General features: G+C 68.7%; 19 protein-coding genes and 1 pseudogene. 5 read left to right on the forward strand and 15 right to left on the reverse strand.

Translation table 11 applies throughout. The annotated features are described in order from the left end of the window. Positions 1-128: 128 nt before the first annotated feature. From LLW23_RS04600 to LLW23_RS04610, 3 genes are all read right to left on the reverse strand, one after another. On the reverse strand, positions 129-665 hold the full coding sequence (locus tag LLW23_RS04600; RefSeq protein ID WP_228947600.1) for a helix-turn-helix domain-containing protein: 537 nt from the start codon (positions 663-665) through the stop codon (positions 129-131). A 178-nt stretch (positions 666-843) separates the two neighbouring features. Then, the gene (locus LLW23_RS04605; RefSeq protein ID WP_228947601.1) at positions 844-2013 is read right to left on the reverse strand and encodes an MBL fold metallo-hydrolase; all 1170 of its coding nucleotides are present in this window, start codon (positions 2011-2013) and stop codon (positions 844-846) included. Between the two features lie 61 nt (positions 2014-2074). Next, positions 2075-2524: a DUF2721 domain-containing protein gene (locus LLW23_RS04610; protein WP_228948471.1), complete on the reverse strand. Its 450-nt coding sequence runs from the start codon at positions 2522-2524 to the stop codon at positions 2075-2077. A gap of 79 nt (positions 2525-2603) precedes the next feature. Between LLW23_RS04610 and LLW23_RS04615 the strand changes: the two genes are divergently transcribed. Next, on the forward strand, positions 2604-3683 hold the full coding sequence (locus LLW23_RS04615) for a GNAT family N-acetyltransferase (protein WP_228947602.1): 1080 nt from the start codon (positions 2604-2606) through the stop codon (positions 3681-3683). Here the strand turns inward: LLW23_RS04615 and LLW23_RS04620 are convergent. Then, a complete protein-coding gene (locus tag LLW23_RS04620; RefSeq protein WP_228947603.1) occupies positions 3658-4320 on the reverse strand; it encodes a TetR/AcrR family transcriptional regulator in 663 nt (220 codons plus the stop codon). The genes LLW23_RS04615 and LLW23_RS04620 overlap by 26 nt on opposite strands. Positions 4321-4573: 253 nt before the next feature. Between LLW23_RS04620 and LLW23_RS04625 the strand changes: the two genes are divergently transcribed. Further along, a complete protein-coding gene (locus LLW23_RS04625) occupies positions 4574-5641 on the forward strand; it encodes a phosphotransferase family protein (protein ID WP_228947604.1) in 1068 nt (355 codons plus the stop codon). 196 nt (positions 5642-5837) lie between these two features. Here the strand turns inward: LLW23_RS04625 and LLW23_RS04630 are convergent, their stop codons facing one another. From LLW23_RS04630 to LLW23_RS17595, 3 genes and pseudogenes are all read right to left on the reverse strand, one after another. After that, the gene (locus LLW23_RS04630; protein ID WP_228947605.1) at positions 5838-7064 is read right to left on the reverse strand and encodes a serine hydrolase domain-containing protein; all 1227 of its coding nucleotides are present in this window, start codon (positions 7062-7064) and stop codon (positions 5838-5840) included. Beyond that, a complete protein-coding gene (locus LLW23_RS04635) occupies positions 6998-8299 on the reverse strand; it encodes a TonB-dependent receptor domain-containing protein (protein WP_228948472.1) in 1302 nt (433 codons plus the stop codon). The genes LLW23_RS04630 and LLW23_RS04635 overlap by 67 nt, the downstream gene beginning before the upstream one ends. A 1198-nt stretch (positions 8300-9497) precedes the next feature. After that, positions 9498-10079 (reverse strand): annotated as a pseudogene (locus LLW23_RS17595) (TonB-dependent receptor plug domain-containing protein); the annotation flags it as partial. Between the two features lie 261 nt (positions 10080-10340). On the opposite strand from LLW23_RS17595, the gene LLW23_RS04645 reads away from it, so the two are divergent. Then, positions 10341-11825, forward strand: coding sequence for an MFS transporter (locus LLW23_RS04645; RefSeq protein WP_228947606.1), 1485 nt, complete (start codon positions 10341-10343; stop codon positions 11823-11825). Beyond that, entirely contained in the window at positions 11822-12838 is a 1017-nt protein-coding gene (locus LLW23_RS04650) for a serine hydrolase domain-containing protein (RefSeq protein ID WP_228947607.1), read from the forward strand. Before LLW23_RS04645 ends, LLW23_RS04650 begins: the two co-directional genes overlap by 4 nt. Here LLW23_RS04650 and dacB read toward each other — a convergent pair. The 7 genes from dacB to ftsE all read right to left on the reverse strand — a co-directional run bounded on the left by dacB (position 12835) and on the right by ftsE (position 19083). Next, a complete protein-coding gene (dacB, locus tag LLW23_RS04655; protein ID WP_228947608.1) occupies positions 12835-14208 on the reverse strand; it encodes a D-alanyl-D-alanine carboxypeptidase/D-alanyl-D-alanine endopeptidase in 1374 nt (457 codons plus the stop codon). The genes LLW23_RS04650 and dacB overlap by 4 nt on opposite strands. Next, on the reverse strand, positions 14205-15689 hold the full coding sequence (locus LLW23_RS04660; protein WP_228947609.1) for an N-acyl-D-amino-acid deacylase family protein: 1485 nt from the start codon (positions 15687-15689) through the stop codon (positions 14205-14207). The genes dacB and LLW23_RS04660 overlap by 4 nt, the downstream gene beginning before the upstream one ends. 135 nt (positions 15690-15824) lie before the next feature. Next, the gene (locus LLW23_RS04665) at positions 15825-16052 is read right to left on the reverse strand and encodes a hypothetical protein (protein WP_228947610.1); all 228 of its coding nucleotides are present in this window, start codon (positions 16050-16052) and stop codon (positions 15825-15827) included. A 193-nt stretch (positions 16053-16245) separates the two neighbouring features. Then, positions 16246-16962, reverse strand: a complete 717-nt coding sequence (locus LLW23_RS04670; RefSeq protein WP_228947611.1) for a lysophospholipid acyltransferase family protein — start codon at positions 16960-16962, stop codon at positions 16246-16248. Further along, complete coding sequence (locus LLW23_RS04675; RefSeq protein WP_228947612.1) at positions 16959-17495, reverse strand: YdcF family protein; 537 nt, start codon at positions 17493-17495, stop codon at positions 16959-16961. Before LLW23_RS04675 ends, LLW23_RS04670 begins: the two co-directional genes overlap by 4 nt. Continuing rightward, a complete protein-coding gene (locus tag LLW23_RS04680; protein ID WP_228947613.1) occupies positions 17492-18382 on the reverse strand; it encodes a cell division protein FtsX in 891 nt (296 codons plus the stop codon). Before LLW23_RS04680 ends, LLW23_RS04675 begins: the two co-directional genes overlap by 4 nt. Beyond that, entirely contained in the window at positions 18379-19083 is a 705-nt protein-coding gene (ftsE, locus tag LLW23_RS04685) for a cell division ATP-binding protein FtsE (RefSeq protein ID WP_228947614.1), read from the reverse strand. Before ftsE ends, LLW23_RS04680 begins: the two co-directional genes overlap by 4 nt. Before the next feature lie 141 nt (positions 19084-19224). On the opposite strand from ftsE, the gene LLW23_RS04690 reads away from it, so the two are divergent. After that, complete coding sequence (locus LLW23_RS04690; RefSeq protein WP_228947615.1) at positions 19225-19989, forward strand: MJ0042-type zinc finger domain-containing protein; 765 nt, start codon at positions 19225-19227, stop codon at positions 19987-19989. Here the strand turns inward: LLW23_RS04690 and LLW23_RS04695 are convergent. Beyond that, a complete protein-coding gene (locus tag LLW23_RS04695; protein ID WP_228947616.1) occupies positions 19961-21328 on the reverse strand; it encodes an MATE family efflux transporter in 1368 nt (455 codons plus the stop codon). The genes LLW23_RS04690 and LLW23_RS04695 overlap by 29 nt on opposite strands. Positions 21329-21381: the final 53 nt, after the last annotated feature.

Consider the following 21381-nt stretch of genomic DNA (forward strand, 5'->3'; position numbering starts at 1 on the left):
CGTCGGCTGACTGCGCCAGGTTGCTGGAGTCGGTCCTGTCCTGCCTCGACGTTCTTGCCGAGCAAGAAGGCAACGGAACAAGGGAAAGCATCGCGTTGGCCGCGGTTCACGTCCAGCAGGCGATTGCGCTAATTCACCCGGCGAGCACGCTCGATTCCTAGCCCGTGGCCGACATCGGCCGCTCCGTCGAGCGTGCGCTCGATTTGCTGGACCGCCAGCTCGGTCAGCCTCGCATAGGTCTTTCGGCGGTCGAACGTGTCCGGCTCGCGCGAAACCAGGCCGCGCCGCTCGAGCAACGTCACCCAACGCAGCCCAGTGCTGGGTGGCAAGCCGCTGCCAGCGCACAAGGTCGTGAGCGCGACGGCGGTATCTCGACGATGATAGACGTATAGTTCGAGAAGGATGCTCCACGCCGGGTCGAAGAACAGATCCTCGCCCAGCACTCGATCGCGGATCTTGCGGGATTCGATCCAGGCGATCGCGGCAATCAGCCGTCCCTCGGCATCCGGCGTCTCGGCCGGCATGGCCGCCGGCGCCATCTCCTTGTCACGCCGCCGCGCCTTTGGTGCAGCGTCCGCCACATCTTCACTCATTCCGGCCGATCGCGACAGTTCGGTGATTCCCTGCTCGATCCGCTCCCCTAGGGGCTTATCGTCCGCTCCCACCACAGCCTCCCATGCGCGCACGGCCCGGATCTTTGTTCCCGTGACCATCCCCCAATACGTGCAAGACCCTGCTCCGTTCCCATCATACGCCCGCGTTACCGAATACCGTCAAGGGGAACAGGTAAAGCATTGATTTTCCCAGATCGCTTCCAACCAGGCCACGCGCGATGACTGGGCATCACCGCAACGCCTGCACCTCCGCCGAGTCCAGCGCCGCCGCAATCCGCCGCTCGTCCACCCGCCGCACCGGCGCCGTATAGGGTGGCACCTCGACCGGCACGCCCAGCCCGACCGGCGCGAACCGCGCCGGGTCGCCACCGGTTGCACGCATCAGCGCGGTCAACATCCTGGGCGGCGTCTCGCGCGCCTCGTAACTCAGCCGGAACGTGCCCCAGTGGATCGGGATCGCCGTTGCCGCGCCGAGTCGCTCGAACACACGCACCGCATTGCCCGGCCCGATATGGCTGCCGATCCCCATTTGCCCGGGCGCGAAGCGGAACGCGCCGATCGGGATCAGCGCCAGCCGGACCGGCCCGAGCGCCGCCGCCTCGGCCGGCCACTGGCCGTCGCCCATCCCGGTATCGCCGGCGAAGAACAGATTGCCCCCCGGCAGCCGCACCGTGAAGGCCGACCAGAGCGCGCGGTTGCGGTCGGTGAACCAGCGGCTGCCCCAATGATGGTTGCGTACCACCGCCACCTCCACGCCCGGCCGCACTGTCAATCGCTGCCCCCAGTCGAGCGCCACCGCCTGCGCCCCCGTCTGCCCGATCACGCTATCGTTGCCGAGGCTGGTGACGATCGTCGGCCGATCGCGCTCCCACAGCGCCTTCAGCGTCGTCTTGTCGAGATGATCGTAATGATTGTGGCTGACCAGCACGAGATCGATCTTGGGCAGATCCTCCAGCCGCACGCCCGGTGCCGTCACGCGTGCGGGGCCGAGTCCGAACGGCCCCGCCTTCTGTGACCAGACCGGATCGGTCAGGATGTTCAGCCCGCGCGTCTGCACCAGAACCGTCGCATGGCCGATCCATGTCGCGACCATCCGCTCGCCCTCGACTCGCGCCGCCGGTCGCCCCGGCGTCACAGCGACCGTATCGGGCCACGCCGGGCGCCCGTCGCTCCCGGTCAGATTGCGCCAGAGGAAGCCACCCCGGCTGCCACCGGTCGGCGGCGCCGCAGTGTCCGCGTCGCCATCGGGATTGAAGAAGCGCGCACCATCGAAATGGCCGCTTGCCGGCCCTTCATAATAGATCCGGTCGAGGAACCGCGGCACGATCGTGATCGCAAACCCCAGCGTGACAAGGACAAACAGCAACACCGTTCCGACGATCTTGAAGACCAGCGTCAATTCGTCGTTCCTTCCTGCCCTTTGATGGAAATCAGGGCAGCTTAACGCACGAGCGCGTCATTCAGCGCAGCAGCTCGGCGCGAACCACGATCGCGCGCAGCGAAATGCGCACCTCGACCATGAACGAAATCAGGCTGGCGATCAGCAGCAGCATCGCCAGGATGAAGGCGATCGCGACGAATTGCCCGATGTGCAGCTTCAACAGCACTGCAACGAACAGCAGCGCCACCACCGCGCACGTCATCACCGCCGAAGAGACCGCCAGGAACAGCGATCGGTTGACGATTGCCATGCGCCGATCGAGCAACCGCAATTCCCACACATGCCGCTCGTGCTCGGATCCACTGGCGCCCGAGTGCAGCGCCTCGAGCGCACGCGCGCGATCGACCACGCGCGCCAGCCGCCCGGCGAGCACGTTGAGCAACGCCCCGATCCCGGCGAGCATGAACACCGGGCTGAGCGAGAGCTGGATCGCGTTGGCGATCGTCATCACTTCGGGCGAATAGGGCATCGCCGCTCCTGTGCCGCTGTCGCCAAGCCGGAGCAAGCGGCAACGCCGCGGTAACGGACGGTGCGGTAAGAGAGCTGCGATGACCGTGCCGCTCCCCCTCGACAGCTTCGCCCGCCTCCCGCGGCTCCTGCGCGCGACGCTTGTCGAAGGGCTGTCGACCGGCATCGACCGGATCGCCGAGGCCGCCGCGCCGACGCATGCGTTCCTGCGCCAGCAATGGTTCGCGGCGGCGGTCGCGGCCTATGGCGGGCCGGCACGAACGCTTACCGTCCACGCCGAGGATCATCCGGTGCTGGCCTTGCCGATCGTCCCGGTCGGCCCAGCGATATTCGGGATGGCGACAGTGCCCGGCTGCTACTGGCCGTTCCGCAGCTTCCCGCTGGCGGGTGACGCCGGCAGCGAAGTGCTCGAGGCGGCGCTCGACACGCTCGCCCGCCATGTCCGCGCGTTGCGCGTCGGCCCGGTCTATGATGGAGACGCCGCCGTCGCGCCGCTGGTCGATGCCGCCCGCTCGCGCGGCTGGGCCGTGCTGAGCCGCCCCGTCGCCGCCAGCTTCCTGCTCGACATGGCCGCCGCGCAAGCCGAGGGAACATGGCCGCGCAATTCGACGCTGCGCAAGAACCGCTTCCACGAAAAGCATCTCGGCGAACATGGCGCGCTCGATTGGCGCTTCCTGTCGGGCGCCGACTGGCCCGCCGCGTTCGACGATCTCGCCGCGGTCGAACAGGCGAGCTGGGTCGCGAGCGACACCGACGGCAGCGACGCGAAGTTCACCACCGCCGGCCACGGCGCCTTCTGGCGCGCTGCAGCCGCCGATCCCGTCCTTGCCGCGATGTTCCGCGCCGCGCTCCTCACCGTCGATGGCAAGCCCGCCGCTTTCTCGTTCGACATGGACACCGGCACGCTGAAATACGCCATCGCCAACAGCTACGATCCCGCGTTCGGCAAGCATTCGCCGGGCAAATTGCTCTACTATCGCAATCTCGTCGATGCGCTCGGCCGCGGCATCACGCAGGTCGATTGGGGTGCCGGCGACAGTGGCTACAAGCGCACGATCGGTGCCGCCGAGGGCCCCGCGATCCGCGATTGGCTACTGCTGCGTCCCGGCTGGCCGGCCGCGCTCGCGCCGTTGGTCAGGCGCGTGTGGCAGGCCCGGTAAGGATCGCCTCGACCGCATCGATCATGCCCTCGGTCGCCACCGGCTCGCCCCAATAGGGATGATCGAGCCCGGCCCCCTCGTCGCGCGCCGCCTCGCGCCCCGCCAGCAACGTCCGCAACGAAAGCCCAGCGAACAGCACGCGCTGCTTTACCAGCGCGGGCGGCACATCCGCCAGCAGCCGGTGGAAATGCGCCACGCACCGCCCATAGCCTTCCGAATGCTCGCCCCCGGCCCATTCGTCGAACATTGGCCGCCGCTCGGTCTGCATGCTCGTCATGAAGCGGAAATAGGTCTCGCTCTCGCCCGTCTCGCCGCCCAGCTCGGCATTGGCCACCACCAGCGCGCGCACCACGTCGCGTAAGCGCACGTCGCCCGCCGCTTCCGCCTCGTCGAGCATCCGCCGCCGGATCGCATCGACCAGGTCGGCGCCCTCGACCACCAGCTCGCGCAGCAGATCGTCCTTGCTGCCGAAGTAATAATGCACCGCCGCCGCATTGCGCTGCCCCGCCGCCTCGACGATCTCGCGCATCCCCACCGCCGCGATGCCGCGTTCGGCGAACAACCGCCGCGCGGCGCGCTTCAATTCGTTGCGGGTGGTGCCGCCACGGCCGGCGGAAGGTTGGCGCGCAAGGTTCATGCGGCGGCAGCATCGACGAAGCGACGCTCGCGTTCAAGTCATCCGGCTTAGATTGACGCAACGAGCCACCGACGCCACTATGAAACGAACGACTTAGAGCACTTCAAACCGTTCGTGCTGAGGAGGCATTGAGCTTGTCGAAATGCCGTCTCGAAGCACTTGCCCCCTTCGGCGGAGCTCAGGACAGGCTTCGAGACGAGGCGCGAACGGAAGTGGGTCAGTCTCAAGGCGACGGATTTTAGGAGGAGGCATCATGGCGCTGGCACATGACCGTGAGGCATGGGCGGAACTGATCGACCTCGCTGCGCTCGCGCGCTGGATGGACGGTCAGTCGCTCGGCACCGGCGCCGCGATCGAGCACGCGCAAACGCTCGGCGGCGGCACGCAGAACATCCTGCTGCGCTTCGAGCGCGCCGGCCGCGCGTACGTCCTGCGCCGCCCCCCGCGCCGCCCACGCCCCGAAAGCGACGAAGTGATGCGCCGCGAGATGAAGGTGCTCGCGGCACTCGCCGGATCACCCGTCCCGCACCCCGGCTTCATCGCCGGCGAGGGCGACCCCGCCGTGCTCGGCACCGCCTTCTACCTCATGGAGCCGATCGACGGCTTCAACGCCACCGTCGGGCTCCCGCCGCTCCACGCCGGCAGCCCCGATATCCGCCGCCAGATGGGCGAGGCGATCGTCGACGGCGCGGTCGCACTGTCCCGCATCGATCCGCACGAGGCCGGGCTCGACGATCTCGGCAAGCTCGATGGCTGGCTCGAACGCCAAGTGCCGCGCTGGCGCGCGCAACTCGATGGCTATGCCAAGTTCGAAGGCTGGAGCGGCTTGGAAGCACTGCCGCAAGTCGACGCGATCTGCGCCTGGCTCGAGGCAAACCGCCCCGCGACGATGCAGCCCGGCCTGATCCACGGCGACTATCATCTCGCCAACGTCATGTACTTGCCCGACGCCCCCGGCCTCGCCGCCATCGTCGATTGGGAACTCGCCAGCCGCGGCGATCCGCTGCTCGACCTCGGCTGGCTCACCGCCACCTGGCGCGACCCCGACGAGGGCGGCCAGCGCCTGTCGGTCACGCCCTGGGAGGGCTTCCCCACGCTGCCCGAAATCGTCGATCGCTACCTCGCCGCCACCGGACGCACCGCCGCCGACGCGCGCTGGTACAGCGTCCTCGCCCCGTTCAAGCTCGGCGCGATCCTCGAAGGCAGCCACGCCCGCGCCTGCGCCGGCCTCACCCCCAAGCCGATCGGCGACCAGCTCCACGCCCACACGATATCGCTCTTCAACCGCGCCCTGAGCCGCATCGAAAAGCCGCTCCTCTAATTCAATCCTCCCCGAGCTAGCTCGGGGAGGGGGACCAGCGAAGCTGGTGGAGGGGAAATGCCCCACGGCCGCGCCTCTACCCCTCCACCGCACCCCGGCGAAGGCCGGGGCCCAGCAGCCATGTCGCCCGAAAAGACCCACCTAGCCAACAGAGGCCATCACAACTGGGCCCCGGCCTGCGCTGGGGAACGAGCCCTCACTTCCCCGCCGCCAACCGCTCCTCCGTCCGCGACAAGGCAGAACGCACCCCAGGCTCCCCCGGCACATCGGTCGCGAAATACGCCACACCCGTCCCGCGCCGTCGATCGACCCACAGTCCCGAACGCAAGCCATAAGCCTCCCCCGCATGGCCCACCCGCGGCCGCGCATCCCCGAACGGATCGTCGCGACACCCCGGCAGCGGCGTCGCGGTAAACGACACCGCCAGCCCATAACGGCAGTTGAATCCGCCCGGCGTCACGCCACTCTCGGCTTCTTCGTTCTGCACGCCGTTGCGACCGTCGAACGTCCATTCCGGCGTCGCGAGCGCCGCCATCGAGGCCGGCGTCAGCAACCGCACCCCATCCACCGCACCATCGCTCAGCAACAGTCGTCCAAGCTTCGCGAGCCCCCGCATCGAGATCCGCAAGCCCCCCTGCGGCGCGAACAACGCCCCGTTTCGCCCCGCCTGCCACGTCGCCAGATCGCACGATCCGTCGCGCGCCGGCGTCACCGGGCAACCCGCGACGAACGCTGGATCGTCGCGCACCGCCTTGCCGCCGTCGTACAGCACCACCGCGCGCGCCTTCGTCGCCGCATTGCACGTCGCCCAGTTGAAGCACGCGTCGAGCTTCAGCGGCGCCAGCACCAGCCGCTGCATCAACCGGTCGAACCGCTCCCCCGTCGCCCGCTCCATTACCGCCGCGATGACGGGAAAGTTGAAATTGGTGTAGCGGAAGAACGTCCCCGGCGCGTGCGCCTCGTCCCACGCTTTGGGATCGGCGACCTTCTTCTGCATCACGTCGTCGAGCGTCAGCACATATCCCGCGCCATCGGTCAGGCTCGACCGATGCGACAGCAGCAGCCGCAGCGTGATCGGCACATCGGGAAACGCCGGGTTGCGCAGCCGCCACCCCAGCCGCTCGGACACGTCGGCATCGAGATCGAGCTTACCCTGCTCCACCAGCCGCAGCACCCCGATCGCCGTCACCAGCTTGGAGATCGACGCGATCCGCACCGGATCGTCCGCCGTCACCAGCCGCTGCGCCGCCAGATCGGCATGGCCACGCACCGCCACCGAAGTCTCGCCGCGCCGGTCGAACGCCACGCGTACCGTGGCGACCGGCGTCGCGGCAGCGGCCAGAACGGCGAGCAGGATCAGAACTTCGTCTCCACGCTGAAGGTGAATGCCCGCCCGCGCGGATCGGCGACGCGCGGCTCCCACGAGCTGCCCGCACCAGTATTCCCGTCATAGGTGATCGCGAACGGCGGATCGGTGTCGAACAAATTCTTCACGCCCACCGTCATGCGGAAACCCTCGATCCCGGTGAACGCGACCGTCGCATTGTAGATGATGTAATTGTCGACCCGCGCGTTGAAATCCGGCCGCGTGATCGCGCCCGATGCGATCCCCGGCAGCGCCTGGTTCTTGTATCCGTTGCGGAAGATCTGCGTCACCGACAGCAGGAAATCGTCGTTCTGGTAGCTGACGAACGCATTGTGCTTCCAGCGCAGCGCCAGGTCACCCGCAAAGGTGAAGGTGCCGATCAGGCTCGGGCCATAGGCGGCGGTCGGCGTCAGCTTCTCGCGCCGCTTGAGCAGATACGTCCCGTCGAGCCCGGCCAGGAACTGCCCGCCCGCCGCATTCACGCCGCCGCGCAGCGCCACTTCCAGCCCCTGCGACCGGCGTGAGCCGGCATTGATCCAGCGATTGTCGATCACGTCGATCTCGCCCGTCGCGTCGCGGATGAAGCGATCCGGGAACAGCGCCGCATTCTCGATCAGCTGCCGCAGCGTCAGTGTCTGGATCGTATTGTCGACGTTGATCGTCCACCAGTCGATCGAAGCGCTGAACAGCGGCGCCGGCTGGAACACCAGCCCCAAGTTGAACTGCTTGGCCGTCTCCGGCCCCAGCTGCAGATTGCCGCCGGTGTTGATCGTCGGGCGGATGATCGCGCACGCCGGGTTCGTCGTGTTGGGCACCCCGCCCGGGCAGCGCACCGGATCGGCCAGGTCGCTGCCCGAATAAGGCGATTCGGTCACCCCGTTGAAGATCTGGTTGAACGCCGGCACGCGGAAGCTGGTATTGTACGATCCGCGGAACATGATCGCGTCGATCGGTTGGAAGCGGAACGCCATCTTCGGGTTCGTCGTCGTGCCGAAGCCGGTGTAATCGTCGATCCGCACCGCGCCGGTGATGTCGATCATCTCGCCCAGCGGCACCAGCACTTCGGCATAGGCAGCCTTCACGTCGCGGTTGACGCTGTCGAGCGCGTTCACATTGTCGAACGCCGCGTTGAAGATCGTCGGTGCGGTCGCGAGCGCCGCGTTCGAGCCGTTGAACGAATAGGTCTCGCGGCGATAACGCGCCCACCGCGAGCTGCACGTCGCGCCCCAAGAAGCCGAACAGCGCGCCCGAGACCGACGCGTCAAACTGCTTGATCTCGTATTTGCCGCCATACAGCGTCGTGCCGTCGGCCGAGACCGCGTCGAGTGCGGCCAGCCCCTCGGCGCTTTGGTTCAGCGTGAAGGGATTGATCAGCCCGCTATTCAGCACGCCGACGAGCCCCGGCGCGGTCGCCCCCGGCGCGATCGGCGCGTTGGTATCGGGCGTGCCGTTCCCCAGCGTGCCGCGGAAATGATAGCCGGTGCTCAGCACCGACGATGCCTCGCTCTTGGCGTAGGACGCACCCGCGCGATAATCCCAGCCGGTCCACAACGGGCCTTCCAGCGCCGCGGCGACGCGCAGCGTATCGACGTCGGTCTCGTATTCGCGCACGTCGCACGCGATGCAGCGGTAGCGATAGCCGATCGGCTTGCCGTAATTCGCCGCCACCGCCGGAAATTGCGCGACGATCGCGTTGTACACCTGATTGTACACCGCACGCGTGCGGTCGTTGAGCGGGAACGCCACCGGCAGCGCGCCGGTGGTGCTCGTCGTATTGCCGCTGATCTGGTTGTTCGAGAAGCTCTTGGCCGATTTCGCGCTCGATCCCGTCACCTCGACCGAGAATTCATGCGACTCGCCCAGCCGCACCGCGCCGCGCGCATAATAGGTCAGCGTCTCGATCGGCTGCTGGATCACCGCCGCACGGCCCGTATCCCACGAACAGGCGAAGCGCGCCGAGGGCACGTTCCACAATTGCTCGTCATACGCCATGCCGCCATCGACCGAGCCGCACCCCGCGCCGCCCGGCAGGTCGAGCACGTTGATCCCGCCCGTCGCCGCGATCGTCGTGCCCGGGATGAACAGCCCCGGCAGCACCGTCGCGCTCGTCGTCCCGCCCAGCAGCGTCCCGCTCGGGAAGAAGCTCGCGCTCGGGTTCAGCGGAAAGGCGGTCGCGATCGGCGTGCCGCGCGTATCGACCGAAAGCCCGCGATTGGGCTGGTTGCCATTGACGAAGCTGCGGTCGTTCCCGCGCAGGATCTGGTTCCACGAATAAGACGCCGACGCCATGACGTTGAAGCCTTGGTCGTCCATGTCACCGTAGCCGGCGATCCCCGACACGCGATAAATATTGCCGTCGCCTTGCTCGGTCACGTCGGTGAAGCCCTGCAGCCCCAGACCCTTATATTCCTTGTAGGTGATGAAGTTGATCACCCCGCCGACCGCATCGGTGCCGTAGATCGCCGACGCGCCGTCCTTCAGCACTTCGACGCGCTCGATCGCCGCGAACGGCACTTGGTTCACGTCGACCGCGCCGCCGGTCAGCCCGTGCGCGGCGAGCCGCCTTCCGTTCAGCAGCACCAGCGTCGATGCCGCGCCCTGCCCGCGCAAATTTGCCGCCGACAGCCCGTTGGTGCCGCGCTGCGCGCCCGACGTGACATCGCCGTTCGACGCCAGATTGTCCGCGCCGGTGCCATTCGTCGACAGGAAACTGATCAGCTGCTCGGGATTGCTGATCGAATTGCGCCCCAGCTCCTGCGTCGTAATGATCTGCAGCGGCAGCGCGCTGCGGTTCGGATCCTGCCGGATGCGCGATCCGGTGACCATGATGTCACCGCCCGCCTCGGGCTCGCCGGTCAGCGTCGCATCGCTGGTCGGCGTCGCCGCTCCGGTCGCCGTCGCCGCCTCGGGCGTGCTGCCGATCTTCGCCTGCCCCGCCGCAACCCCCGGCACCAACGCCGCCAGCGCAACACCCGACGCCAGAATCCCTCGCACAGCCCCACGCTTGATCATGTAACCCCCCGGTCCACCGCTCCCCCGCGGCGTGACGCGGATTAGCAACCAGAATGTCATCGAACGGCAAGAGACTATTCGCGCCGTTACAATATATTTCTGCCGACGTGGCGCGGAAGGTACACCCGAACCGCAAGCTCGCCACGGTGGCCGGAGACCATCCCTCGATACGGGCTCTCGCCGCGCCTGTCCTGAGCGCCTGCCTGGCAGGCAGTCGAAGGGCTCGATCCCTACTCGGGACGAACGGTGATTGGAGTTCCAAGCCAGTCGAACCCTCGCCCCATTGACGCCGCCCGCCCCGCCTCCAACAACCACCCGCCAATGCACGCCCCCGCTCCACCCACCACTCACCCCCCAAGCCGCACCGCGTCACTCGCGCTCTTCGGCCTCCTCGGCTTCGCCTCGGGGCTGCCGTTCTTCATGTTCACCACCGTCCTCGCGCTCCGGCTGCAGGCGCATGGCGTTGGCGTGGTGGTGATCGGCTTCTTCGCCTGGATCGCGCTGCTGCCGACGATGAAATTCCTGTGGGCGCCTTTGCTCGATCGCCTGTCGGTGCCCGGCTTCGCGCGCTTCTGGGGCCAGCGCCGCGGGTGGCTGATGCTGGCGCAGCTCGGGATCGCCGCCTCGCTCGCCGCGATGGCGTTCACCAGCGACGATCGCAGCCTGCCGCTCACCGCGCTGCTCGCCACTTCGCTCGCCTTCTGGACGACGACGCTCGAAGTCGCGGCGGATGCGTGGCGCATCATCCTCTATCCCGGCAAGGCCGCGCAGGGCCCGGTCGTCGCGGCGAGCGTGTGGGGTTATCGCACCGCGATGGTCGCCGCAGGCAGCGGCGCGCTGATCGTCGCCGATGGCCAGGGCTGGACCGCCGCGTACCTGCTGATCGCGCTCGCCGCGCTCGCGCCCTTTCCCTTGCTCGCCGCCATGGCACCCGAGCCGAATGCCCGCGGCGGGCGCACGACCGCGCTGATCACCGGGATCGCAACCAGCATCGCGATCCTGCTTGGCGTCGCGCTGGCAATCGCCGCGATCGGCTGGCTGCTGCTCGCCGCCGCCGGGGCGCTCGGCATCGGCGCGGGCAGCAACGTCACGCCGGTGGTGCTCGGTCTGTGCCTCATCCCCTTCGTCGCGCTCGCGATCGCGCTGCCGTATATCCGCCGCGCGCCCGCCGATGCGCCGATCCGCCGATCCGCCGTTACCGGGCCATACGTCGATATCTTCTGGCGCTACGGCACTGGCGTGCTGGCGCTGCTCGCCTTCGTGTCGCTGTACCGGATGGGTGACGTGCTCGCGCTCACGCTCGCCAAGCCGCTCGTCGCCTCGCTCGGCTATTCCCTGCGCGCGATCGGCATTGCCGATGGCGCGGTCGCGCTGGGCGCAAGCATGCTCGGCGTCGCCGCGGGCGGGCTGATGGCGGCGCGCGCGCCGCTCGGGCGCACGCTGGCGCTCGGCGCGATCCTCGCCGCGCTCGGCAATTGGGGCTTCGTGTGGCTCGCGCACCGCCCGCCAGCCAGCCTCGCGCTATACCTCGCCACCTTCGCCGACCAGTTCGGCAACGGCTTCGCGGGCGCGGCCTTCGTCGTGTACCTCTCGCTGCCGGTGAACCCGCGCCATCCCGGCGCGCAATATGCGCTGCTGTCGGGCTTCGCCTTTCTGCTGCCGCGGCTGCTCGGCGGCGCGTCGGGCTCGATCGTCGCGCAGCACGGCTATGATCGCTTCTTCCTCCTCTCGGGCGCGCTGAGCCTCGCCGCGCTCCCGCTGCTGCCGATCGTCGTGCGGCTGCGCCCGCGCCCAGAGGACGCATGATCGACGAACTCGCCACCCGCGCCTTCGCCCCCGCCGCCGCGGCGGTTGCCGACGGCCGCCTGCCCGGCGCCGCGCTCGGCGTGGTGACCCGCGATGGCGCGCGCGCCATGCGCCTCGCCGGTCACGCGACGCTGCTGCCAACCCCCGAGCCGCTCACCCGCGCGCACTGGTTCGACCTCGCCTCACTCACGAAAGTGATCGCGACGACCCCGATGATCCTGTCGCTGGCGGCACGCGGCCGCCTCGATCTCGATGCACCGCTGATCACCGCCATCCCGGATCTGCGCCAATACGACATCGACGGCGCCCCCGAACGCCGCCTAACCTTCCGCGATTGCCTCGCGCACCGCACGCATTTGCCCGCGGTCACGCCGATCTACACCTATGGCGACGATCCCGCCCGGCTCCGCGCGTTCGTCCTCCAGCGCGAATGGCGCGCCGGGCCGCCGGTCTATTCGGACATCAACTTCATCCTGCTCGGCATCGCGATCGAGCGGCTGACCGGCGCCGGGCTGGATAGCTGGCCGCTCGGCGCCGGCCTGTCCTACGGCCCGCCTTCAGGCCCCGCGGTCGCGACCGAAGCCTGCCCCTGGCGCGGCCGGTTGCTGAAGGGCGAAGTCCATGACGAGAACGCCGCCGCGCTCGGCGGCGCCACCGGCCACGCCGGCCTCTTCGGCACGATCGATGGCGTGCTCGATTTCGCCGCCGCCACACTCGCGAACCGACCGCGCGAGGTCCGCGAAGAAGTCGCCCGCAACCGCACCTGCGGCTGGGAGCTGCGCCACCCCGGCTGGTCGGGCGGCGACGCCTGCGCGCCCGGCACGATCGGCCACACCGGTTTCACCGGCACCGGGCTTTGGATCGACTTCACGCGCGACCTCGCCTGGACGTTGTTGACGAACCGCGTTCACCCGACCCGCCATCGCGAAAGCGGCATCTTCGCGGTGCGTCCCGCAACCGGCGACGCGCTGATCGCGGCATTCGACGCGGCAAACCCTATGGTGCGCCGTTAATGCCCCGCGGCAATGGACAAAATCGTGTCGCTCAATTGGAGGGTGACCCCGATATCCCCCGGCATATCCCCGGCATAGATCGCGAAAACCAGCGTCGCGCCGCTCTTCGCCGTCATATAGCCCGCCAGCGCATTCGCCCCGTTGAGCGTCCCCGTCTTGGCGAATAATTTCCCTTCCAATGCCGTCCCGCGAAACCGGTTCCGTAACGTCCCGTCCACACCCGCCACCGGCAGCGTAGCCCGAAACGCCTCGCCCCACGGCCGCCCGGCCGCCCATCGCAGCAAGGTCACCATCGCCCGCGGGCTCACCCGATTATAGGTCGACATCCCCGAACCGTCCGACACATCCCACGCCGCCCGCGCCACTCCGGCACGCGCCATGACGCGCTCCACGGTCGTGATACCACTTGCGATCGATCCGTTGCCGAGCCGTCTAAGCATCAGATCCGCATGCAGATTCTGGCTCGTCTTGTTGGTCACCGCGATGTCCGCGAGCAACGGCGGCGGTACAAGCCGGGTGAGCGTCGGCACCTCCGGCACCGCCGCCACCCGCGCCCACGGTAAATCCCCCGCGCCAAGCCGCCGATGCCGCACCCCCACGTCGCCCGTCACCCGCACCCCACGCGCGAGCAGCATCCCCGCAAACCGCCACGCCGCCCGATGCGCCGGATCGTCGATCGACGTCCGCAACCGTACCGTCGCCGCCCCGACAGCGACCGTCCCAGTCACCCGCACAACCCGAGCATTAGGCGCGCGATCGATCTCCAGCGCTGTCTTCCCACCCGCCACCGTCGTCGCGCGGTTCTCGATCGCGTAATATCCATCGCCAGTCATCACCGGCGCCGCCCCCAGCCGCCCCGGCGTCACCATCAATATTGTCTCATTATCATCGAGCGTTAGCGCCGACGCCGCGGTTCCCGATCGCGTCGCAATATTGTTCCAGCTCATCCCGGGGCTCCAGCGCTCGTCGGGGAACGCGCTGTCGTCGCCGATCACATCGCGCACCACACGCCGCCGCGCCGCGACCGCATCCGCAAGCGTCGCGAGGCAGTCATTGACGCAATCCGCCGCACTCGACAGCCGCGCATCGCCATGCCCCACCAGCACCACGTCGCGCCCCTCGAGCCGCACCGCCGCTCCGCCCGAGGCATCCGGCGCATCCACCGCCAGCGTCTCGAACGCCGCTATCGTGGTCAGCAGCTTGGTGTTCGACGCCGGCACGAACCGCTCGTCCGGCCGGATCGCGACGATCTCGCGCCCGTCGAGCGTCGCCACCACCAGCCCCACGCGCGTGCCCACCGGCACGTCGATCACGGGCTCGGAAGCAGCGGTAGCGAACACCAGCACTACCGCCGCGACGGTACGCTTCACGGGCAGCGCCCCGCCGGCGGCACATGCCGCACCGCCCGCCCCGCCGCGATCCCCGTTGGCTGCCCGTCATCCACCGCCAGCTCGCCGTTGACCACCACGGTGCGCACCCCCGTCGCCAGCAATTCCGGCGACGCATAGAAGGCACGCGCGGCATAATGCTGTGGGTCGAACACCACGATGTCGGCGATCTTGCCCGGCGCGATCCGCCCGCGATCGGCAAATCCCAGCGTGTCGGCGGTCAGCGCCGTGCTGCGCTCGATGAACGCGCGCACCCCGATCACGCGACGCTCCTTGGCGTAGACGGCGTATTTCCGCGCAAAACTGCCGTAGAACCGCGGATGACCCGCCGACGCGTCCGATCCCGTCATCACCCACGGCTGGCGCATGAAGGCATCGATGTCGCGCTCGTCCATGTTGAACGACACCACCGCCGGATCTCCCGTGCGGATCACCGCGATCGCCGCCGCGACTGGATCCCCCCCCACCGCGACCTGCGCCAGCGTGCGCCCCGCCCCCACCCCGCCAGTGATCAGCAACTTCTCCGCCCCGCCCCGCCGCTGCAGGTTCGCCCCCATCTCGCTCGTCAGCCGCTCGGCCAGCTTGGCGTCATCGAACCGCCGCAGCAACGCCGCCCGCCCGCCATCCTGCGCCCACCCCGGCACCAGCGAAGCGACAAGGCTCGTGCCCGAAGCATCATACGGATATTGATCGGCCGTAACGCGCTGCCCCCCCGCCCGCGCCGCCTCGATCATCGCAATCACCGCCGGCGCTTTGCCCCACACATCGCGCCCGAGCGCCTTGATATGGCTGATGTTAACCGGCACGCGCGCTGCCCGGCCGATCGCCAGCGCCTCCCCGATCGCCGCCTCCACCCCGATAGAATAGGAGGATTCATCACGCACATGGCTGTCGTAGATCCCGCCGCGCGTGCCCGCCTCCGCCGCAAGCGCGTTTACTTCCGCCGTCTTCGCGAATCGCTGCGGCGCATAGAACAGTCCGGTCGAAAGCCCGATCGCGCCCGCGCACATCCCGCGTGCGACCAGCCGCCGCATCGCTACGAGTTCGCGTGCAGTCGGTGCCCGATCCGCCGCCCCGATCACCCGCTGCCGCACCGCGCCGAACCCGACATGCGTCGCCACATTGACGCCAATCGCCTGCATCTGCCCCAGCGTGCGCCCGACATCAGGATCGCCGCCACCATCGTTGCCGATGACGACGCTCGTCACGCCCTGCATCAGAAACGGCAGCGCCAGCCGCGTGCGGGCATCGCTCGCAGCGAGCATCTCGCCGGCATGGGTATGCGGATCGATGAACCCCGGCGCGACGATCATCCCTCGCGCCTCGATCGTCCGCGTCGCGCGAACGGAGAGACCCGGCCCCACCGCGACGATCCGATCGCCATTGACTGCAATGTCGCCTGAAAACGGTGCCGCATCACCAGGATAGATCGTGCCACCGCGGATCAGCAGATCGACTGGCAAAGGGCGCGTCGCTCCCAACAGCACGCACGCAAGCACCGCAATCGTCAGCCGAGAAGTTCGAAGCCCCATCGAACCAAGGTACAGTAATCAAGCACGATGCAAAGCGGCCCCGCCGCCCTCAAGCCAATCGCTCGATTAAGCCTGAACCGCGCGCGCCTCGGCGACCCGACGCGCCCGCGCCTTAGCCGTCAGCACAATATGCCCGCGCTTTTCCTGCACCCAACCCTGCCGGGTCAGTGCCTCCATCGTGCGCGGACAATCGCTGCGCGAGATCATCAGATGCGGTCCGGCGCAGCGTGCAGAACCCAGAATAAGTTCGAGCGTCTCGGCCGAAAGCCAAGCGCCATCGTCTTGCTGACCCAATGCGACCCCCTACCGGGTAACGGCAATATATTTACTGCCGTAGAGTGAGCAGGACAGCACAGGGCGCGCACGTCAAGCGATTCTCTTGCGCCACATGACTAACCGAAGTGAATCTCCGCCGAACCGTTCCATTCCGCTGCCGAAACGAGATTTCGCCGATTATTTGGCCGTTTTGTGACTTAGGCCATCCGGATCAGACCATCGCGTCACCCTTCACTGGCGGCGTCAGTTCCAGCGCATTGATCGCTTCCCACACCCGCTGCTCCGCCTCGCGCCGCGGCAGGCCGGGCGGGATAATCGCCCCAAGCTTCACCGTGACCACCCCGGGGCGCTTGGCGCCGCGCTTGGGCATCACGCGCCCACTATCCACCGCCACCGGCACCACCGGGAGGCCGACCGCCTTGTACAGCCCGGCAAACCCCGATCGCAGCGGCGGCGTCTCGCCCGGCAGCACGCGGGTGCCCTCGGGATAGACGATCACCGAACGGCCCTGCGCGCGCAACGCCGCGCCTTCGGCCATCAGCTGTCGAAGCGCCTTCGCCGACGCCTCGCGATCGACCGACATCGATCCGTACAGCCGCGTCGCCCAGCCCCACATCGGGATGCGCGTCAGCTCGCGCTTCAGCACCATCGCCGGGCCGCCGAAGATCAGCTGCAGCTCGGTCGTCTCGAACATCGCCTGGTGCTTCGACACGATCAGGAACTGCCCCTCGGGCACCACTCCCTCGATCCGCGTCGTGATGCCCAGGATGTTGCGCGCCGCCCAGCGATTGAGCTTCGCCCACAGATGCGCGTGACGGATCACCGCACGCTGGCCGAACGGCGCAACAAACGCGACGCCGACGACGATCGGCACCGACCCAGTATAGAAGACGATTTGGTAGAGGATCGTCCGCAACCAGTCGCTCATCGACCCAACCCTAGCCATAACGCGACCCTTCGCAGGATCAGCTTGTTGTATTCATTCACCAATGGCCCGAGCCGCTGGTCGCCGCGCACCCCGTCGCGCATGATCGCCACGTCGCGATCAAGCGCCGCGCCAAGCTCCATCCGCGCGCGCGCCATATGCCAGTCGGACGTCACCAGCCGCACCGAGCGATAGCGCCGCTCGCGCACCCAGCGCGCGGTCTCCTCGGCGTTCGAGCGCGTGTCGACCGCCTCGCGGCCGAGATCGACGCAGCAGGTGATCGCCGCGGCATGGCCGTTCGCCGCGATCAGGTCCGCCTTGCGCAGCCCGGTCGCCACACCGCTCACCAGCATCCGCTTGGCGCGACCCTGCTCGATCAGCGTCAGTCCGCGGACAATCCGACCGGCCCCACCGGTCGGCACGACGATCGCATCGGTCGTGCGCGCGTTGTCCGCCGGCTGCGCGAGCGTGAGCATGAAGACGGCGAAGCCGAGCCCCCATGCGATCGCCAGCAACGACAGGAAGCGCATGATCACAGCACGCGTCCCAGCGCCCGCGTCACCGCGAAGCGTGCCGCGACGGCCGCAAGCACCACGAAGCCGATCGGCAACAGCGCTAGCGTCACCCACCCGCCCGTCCCGAGCCCCGCCCCGCCTAGCAGTTCCGAGCCGAGCGCCGCCGCGCGATTGCCGACCAGCGCCACCGTCGCCAGCGCCGCAAGCCCGCCGATCGCACCGCCGATCGCCGCATCGCGCGCGATCCGCCGCTGGAACAGTCGCGCGACCTGCACATCGGTCGAACCGAGCATATGCATTACCTCGATCGTCGGGCGGTGCGCCTCAAGCCCAGCTCGCGCCGCCAGCACCACCACCGCTGCCGTGGCCGTCGCCATCAGCAGCACGAGCACCACCGCGATAGCGACGACCAGATCGAGGAACCCCGCCACCGGCGTCATCCACGCCTCGTGCGCATCGACGCGCGCCGCCGGCGCCACTTGCCGCACCGCCGCGCGCACCCGCGCAACGGCCGCCGGATCGTCGCTCGTCAGATCGAGATCGATCATCGCCGGCACCGGCAGCTCGGGGTCAGCACCATCGTCGCCCAGCCACGGTCGCAACAGCGCAGCGAGCTGTTCGCGATCCACCGCCGCGGCCCGCCGCACGTCGGGCAACCTTTTCACCGTCGCGAGCACCCGCCCCGCCTCCGCCTCGCGCCGCGCCGGATCGCCGGCGACGATCTGCACCGTCGCGCGCCCGACCAGCTGGGTCTCCAGCGCGCTGGCAGCATTGCGCATCGCCAGGCCCAAGGCCGCACCCAGCACCGTCAGGAACAGCATGATCGCGATGACCCAGATCATCGCCCGCACCCCGCGCGCTTCGTCCAGGACGCGGTTGGTGCTGCCGTGACGTGGCGCGTCGCTCATGCCGGGCGTGCCGGCGGATGCCGCAGCGTGCCCGCCGGATCACTCAGCCGGCCCTTCGACAGCCGCATCATCTGCGCGCCGGGGATGCGGTTCATCAAGTGCAGGTCGTGCGTCGCGACCACCACCGTCGTGCCCAGCCGATTGAGCGAATCGAACAAAAGCAACAGCCGCTCCGCCATGTCGGGATCGACGTTACCGGTCGGCTCGTCCGCCACCAGCATCTCGGGCCGCGCGATCACCGCGCGCGCGATCGCCACGCGCTGCTGCTCGCCGCCCGACAGCGTCGCCGGCCGTGCATCGGCGCGATCGGCCAGCCCGACCCAGGCGAGCATCTCGCCCACCGGCCCGGCGATCTCGGCCTCGGTCATGCCAGCGATGCGCAGCGGGAGTGCAACGTTATCGGCCGCTGACAAATGCGGCACAAGCCGGAAATCCTGAAAGACCACGCCAATCCGCCGACGAAATCCCGGCAGCCGCCCTCGCGGCATCATCACCGCATCCTCGCCGAACAGCCGGATGATCCCGCGGCTCGGCCGCTGCGCGAGATACAGCAGGCGCAGCAGCGAGGTCTTGCCCGCGCCGCTCGCGCCGGTGAGGAAGTAGAACGAGCCCGGCGCCAGCGAGAAGCTGACGTCCGACAGCGTCTCGGGCCCGTTGCCGTAGCGCAGCCCCACATTCTCGAACTGCACGATATTCGCCATTGCCGGCGCTGTTCAACCTTACGCTGTTCCGCTCGTCCCAGCCATCGCACGAGCAATGCCGACGCTTCAACCTCCGCTTGCATGGAACGCAATGGCGGTGTTTAGATTCAAGATGCTTCCAGTTTTCCGCGGCGTTGCGCAATGATCCTTGAGTGCCCTGAATGCCGCACCCGCTATCTCGTGCCCGACAGTTCGATCGGAGCAGACGGGCGGACCGTGCGGTGCGCAAGCTGCCGCCACAGCTGGTTCCAGGCGCCGGACGCCCGCGCCGTCGAAGCAATCGCCGCCCAGCCCAAGCCGCCGGTCGCCGCGCCCCGACCTGTCACTCCGCCGTCCCCCGCTGCTGAGCCTGCGCCCGCCGCTCCCCCACCGCTCGCGAGCGCGCCCGTGCCACCGGTCGCCGCCGAGCCGGTCGATGCGCCACCGTCCGACACCGAATTCGATGCCTTCGCGCACCGCCCGCCGTTCCGCCCACGCATCAACCCCGCGCGCCGCTGGACGATCGCGGCGGTCGCTGCGGCAGTACTGATGCTCGTCGCCGTGGCGGCGATCCTCTGGACCAGCGCCCCCGGCCTCGCTGCGCAGCTTGGCCTCTCGTTCGGTCCGGCTGAATCGCCGCTGCGGCTCATCGACAACCCGATCGAACGGCGCGAGATCAACAACGGCAGCGAATTGTTCGCGGTCAGCGGCAAAGTGCTCAATCCCTCGAACGAGCGCCAGCGCGTGCCCGACATTCGCGCCGACCTGCGCGATGCGCAGGGCCGGATCGTCTACAGCTGGACGATCATTCCGCAGCAGCGCAGCCTGTCGCCCAAGAGCGCGATCGACTTCAACTCCGCCAAGCTCGACGTGCCCGCCAGCTCGAAACGGCTCGAGCTCAGCTTTGCCGGCGAAGACGGTGGCTGACGACGAGGAAGCGGCCTCCGTTCAGCGCAGCGGCGGCGACCATGCCCAAGCCTGACGCCCAGACGAGCCCCATCGGCCCATATCCCGACGCGATTAGCCACCAGCCGAGCCCGCCGGTGACGACGAAGAACGCGACGATCCCGTTCAGACCAGCCGCCACCTGATCGCCGAGCGAGCGCAGCGCGTAGACGAACACCACCTGCACCCCGTCGAACACGATGAACGGCAACCACGGCAACAGCATCGCCGCCGCCAGCAGCGTCACTGGCGGCTCAGCCGGGAACAGCGCCACGACCGACGCGCGGAACACGATCAGCGTCACCGCCACCAGCCCCAGCGCCGCGATTGTCGCGCCGATCGCTATGGCGACCCGCCCGCCCGCTTGCCGCGGCGCGCCCTCCCCCACCGCATTGCCCGCCCGCACGCCCGCCGCCGAGGCGAAGCCCATCGCGATGGCGAACGTCACATTGTGGATCGAGAAGACGATCTGGAAGGCATGCGCCGCCGCCTCGCCAATTTGCGTCGACAGCGCGATCAGGATCGAGAAGCCGGCCAGTTCCAGCCCCGCGGCAAGCGCCGGCACCACCCCGAACCACGCGATCCTCCCCGCGCCGCGCAGCGTGCCGCGCCACGCCGCGAACCCCCACTGCCGCAATCCACGCTCGCGCGCCCGCGGCACGGCGAGCGCGGCGCCAACCATCGCCACCCCGCCGACGCACGAGGCGCTCGCCGTCGCCAGCCCTGCTCCTACCGCGCCCATCGCCGGCAGCCCGGCCTGTCCGGTCGCCAGCATCCAGGCGAGCAGCGCGTTGAGCGGCATGATCGACAGGTTTACCGCCGCCACCATCCGCGGCCGGCTGATCCCCTCCAGAAAGAAGCTCGCCGCCACCAGCGCGAGTTGGAACGGATAACTCAGTGCGATCACCCGCACGACCGCGGCGCCCGGCACAACCAGCGGTTCGGCCACGCCGACGAAGCGCAGCAGCGGCACCGCGCCGAAGAACAGCACCGCCGCCATCGCCGCGCCCAGCGTCACGCCGAACACCAGCCCCTCGCGCAACACCGCGCCCGTCCGCGGCAGATCGCCCGCACCGTCCGCACGCGACGCAAAGACGAGGATGCCCGACAGCCACGACAGCGAAGCGACGATGCCGATGAAGGTGATCGCCCGGCTAGCGGACAGCGCCGCCACCTCGTGAACCCCGGTCAGCCCGACCACGATCACGTCGGTGACGTGGAGCACCGTCCAGTTGAGGCTCGTCAGCATCACCGGCCAGGCCAGCGCCAGGATGCGACGCGCTTCGCCACCGCGATCGATGCTGCTCCCCCCGCGCTCCATCTTTTCGCGCTAGCGGTGCGCGGCGGCCATTGCCAGCCTCGGAAACCCCTGTT

This window comes from Sphingomonas radiodurans (assembly GCF_020866845.1).
Taxonomy (GTDB): domain Bacteria; phylum Pseudomonadota; class Alphaproteobacteria; order Sphingomonadales; family Sphingomonadaceae; genus Sphingomonas; species Sphingomonas radiodurans.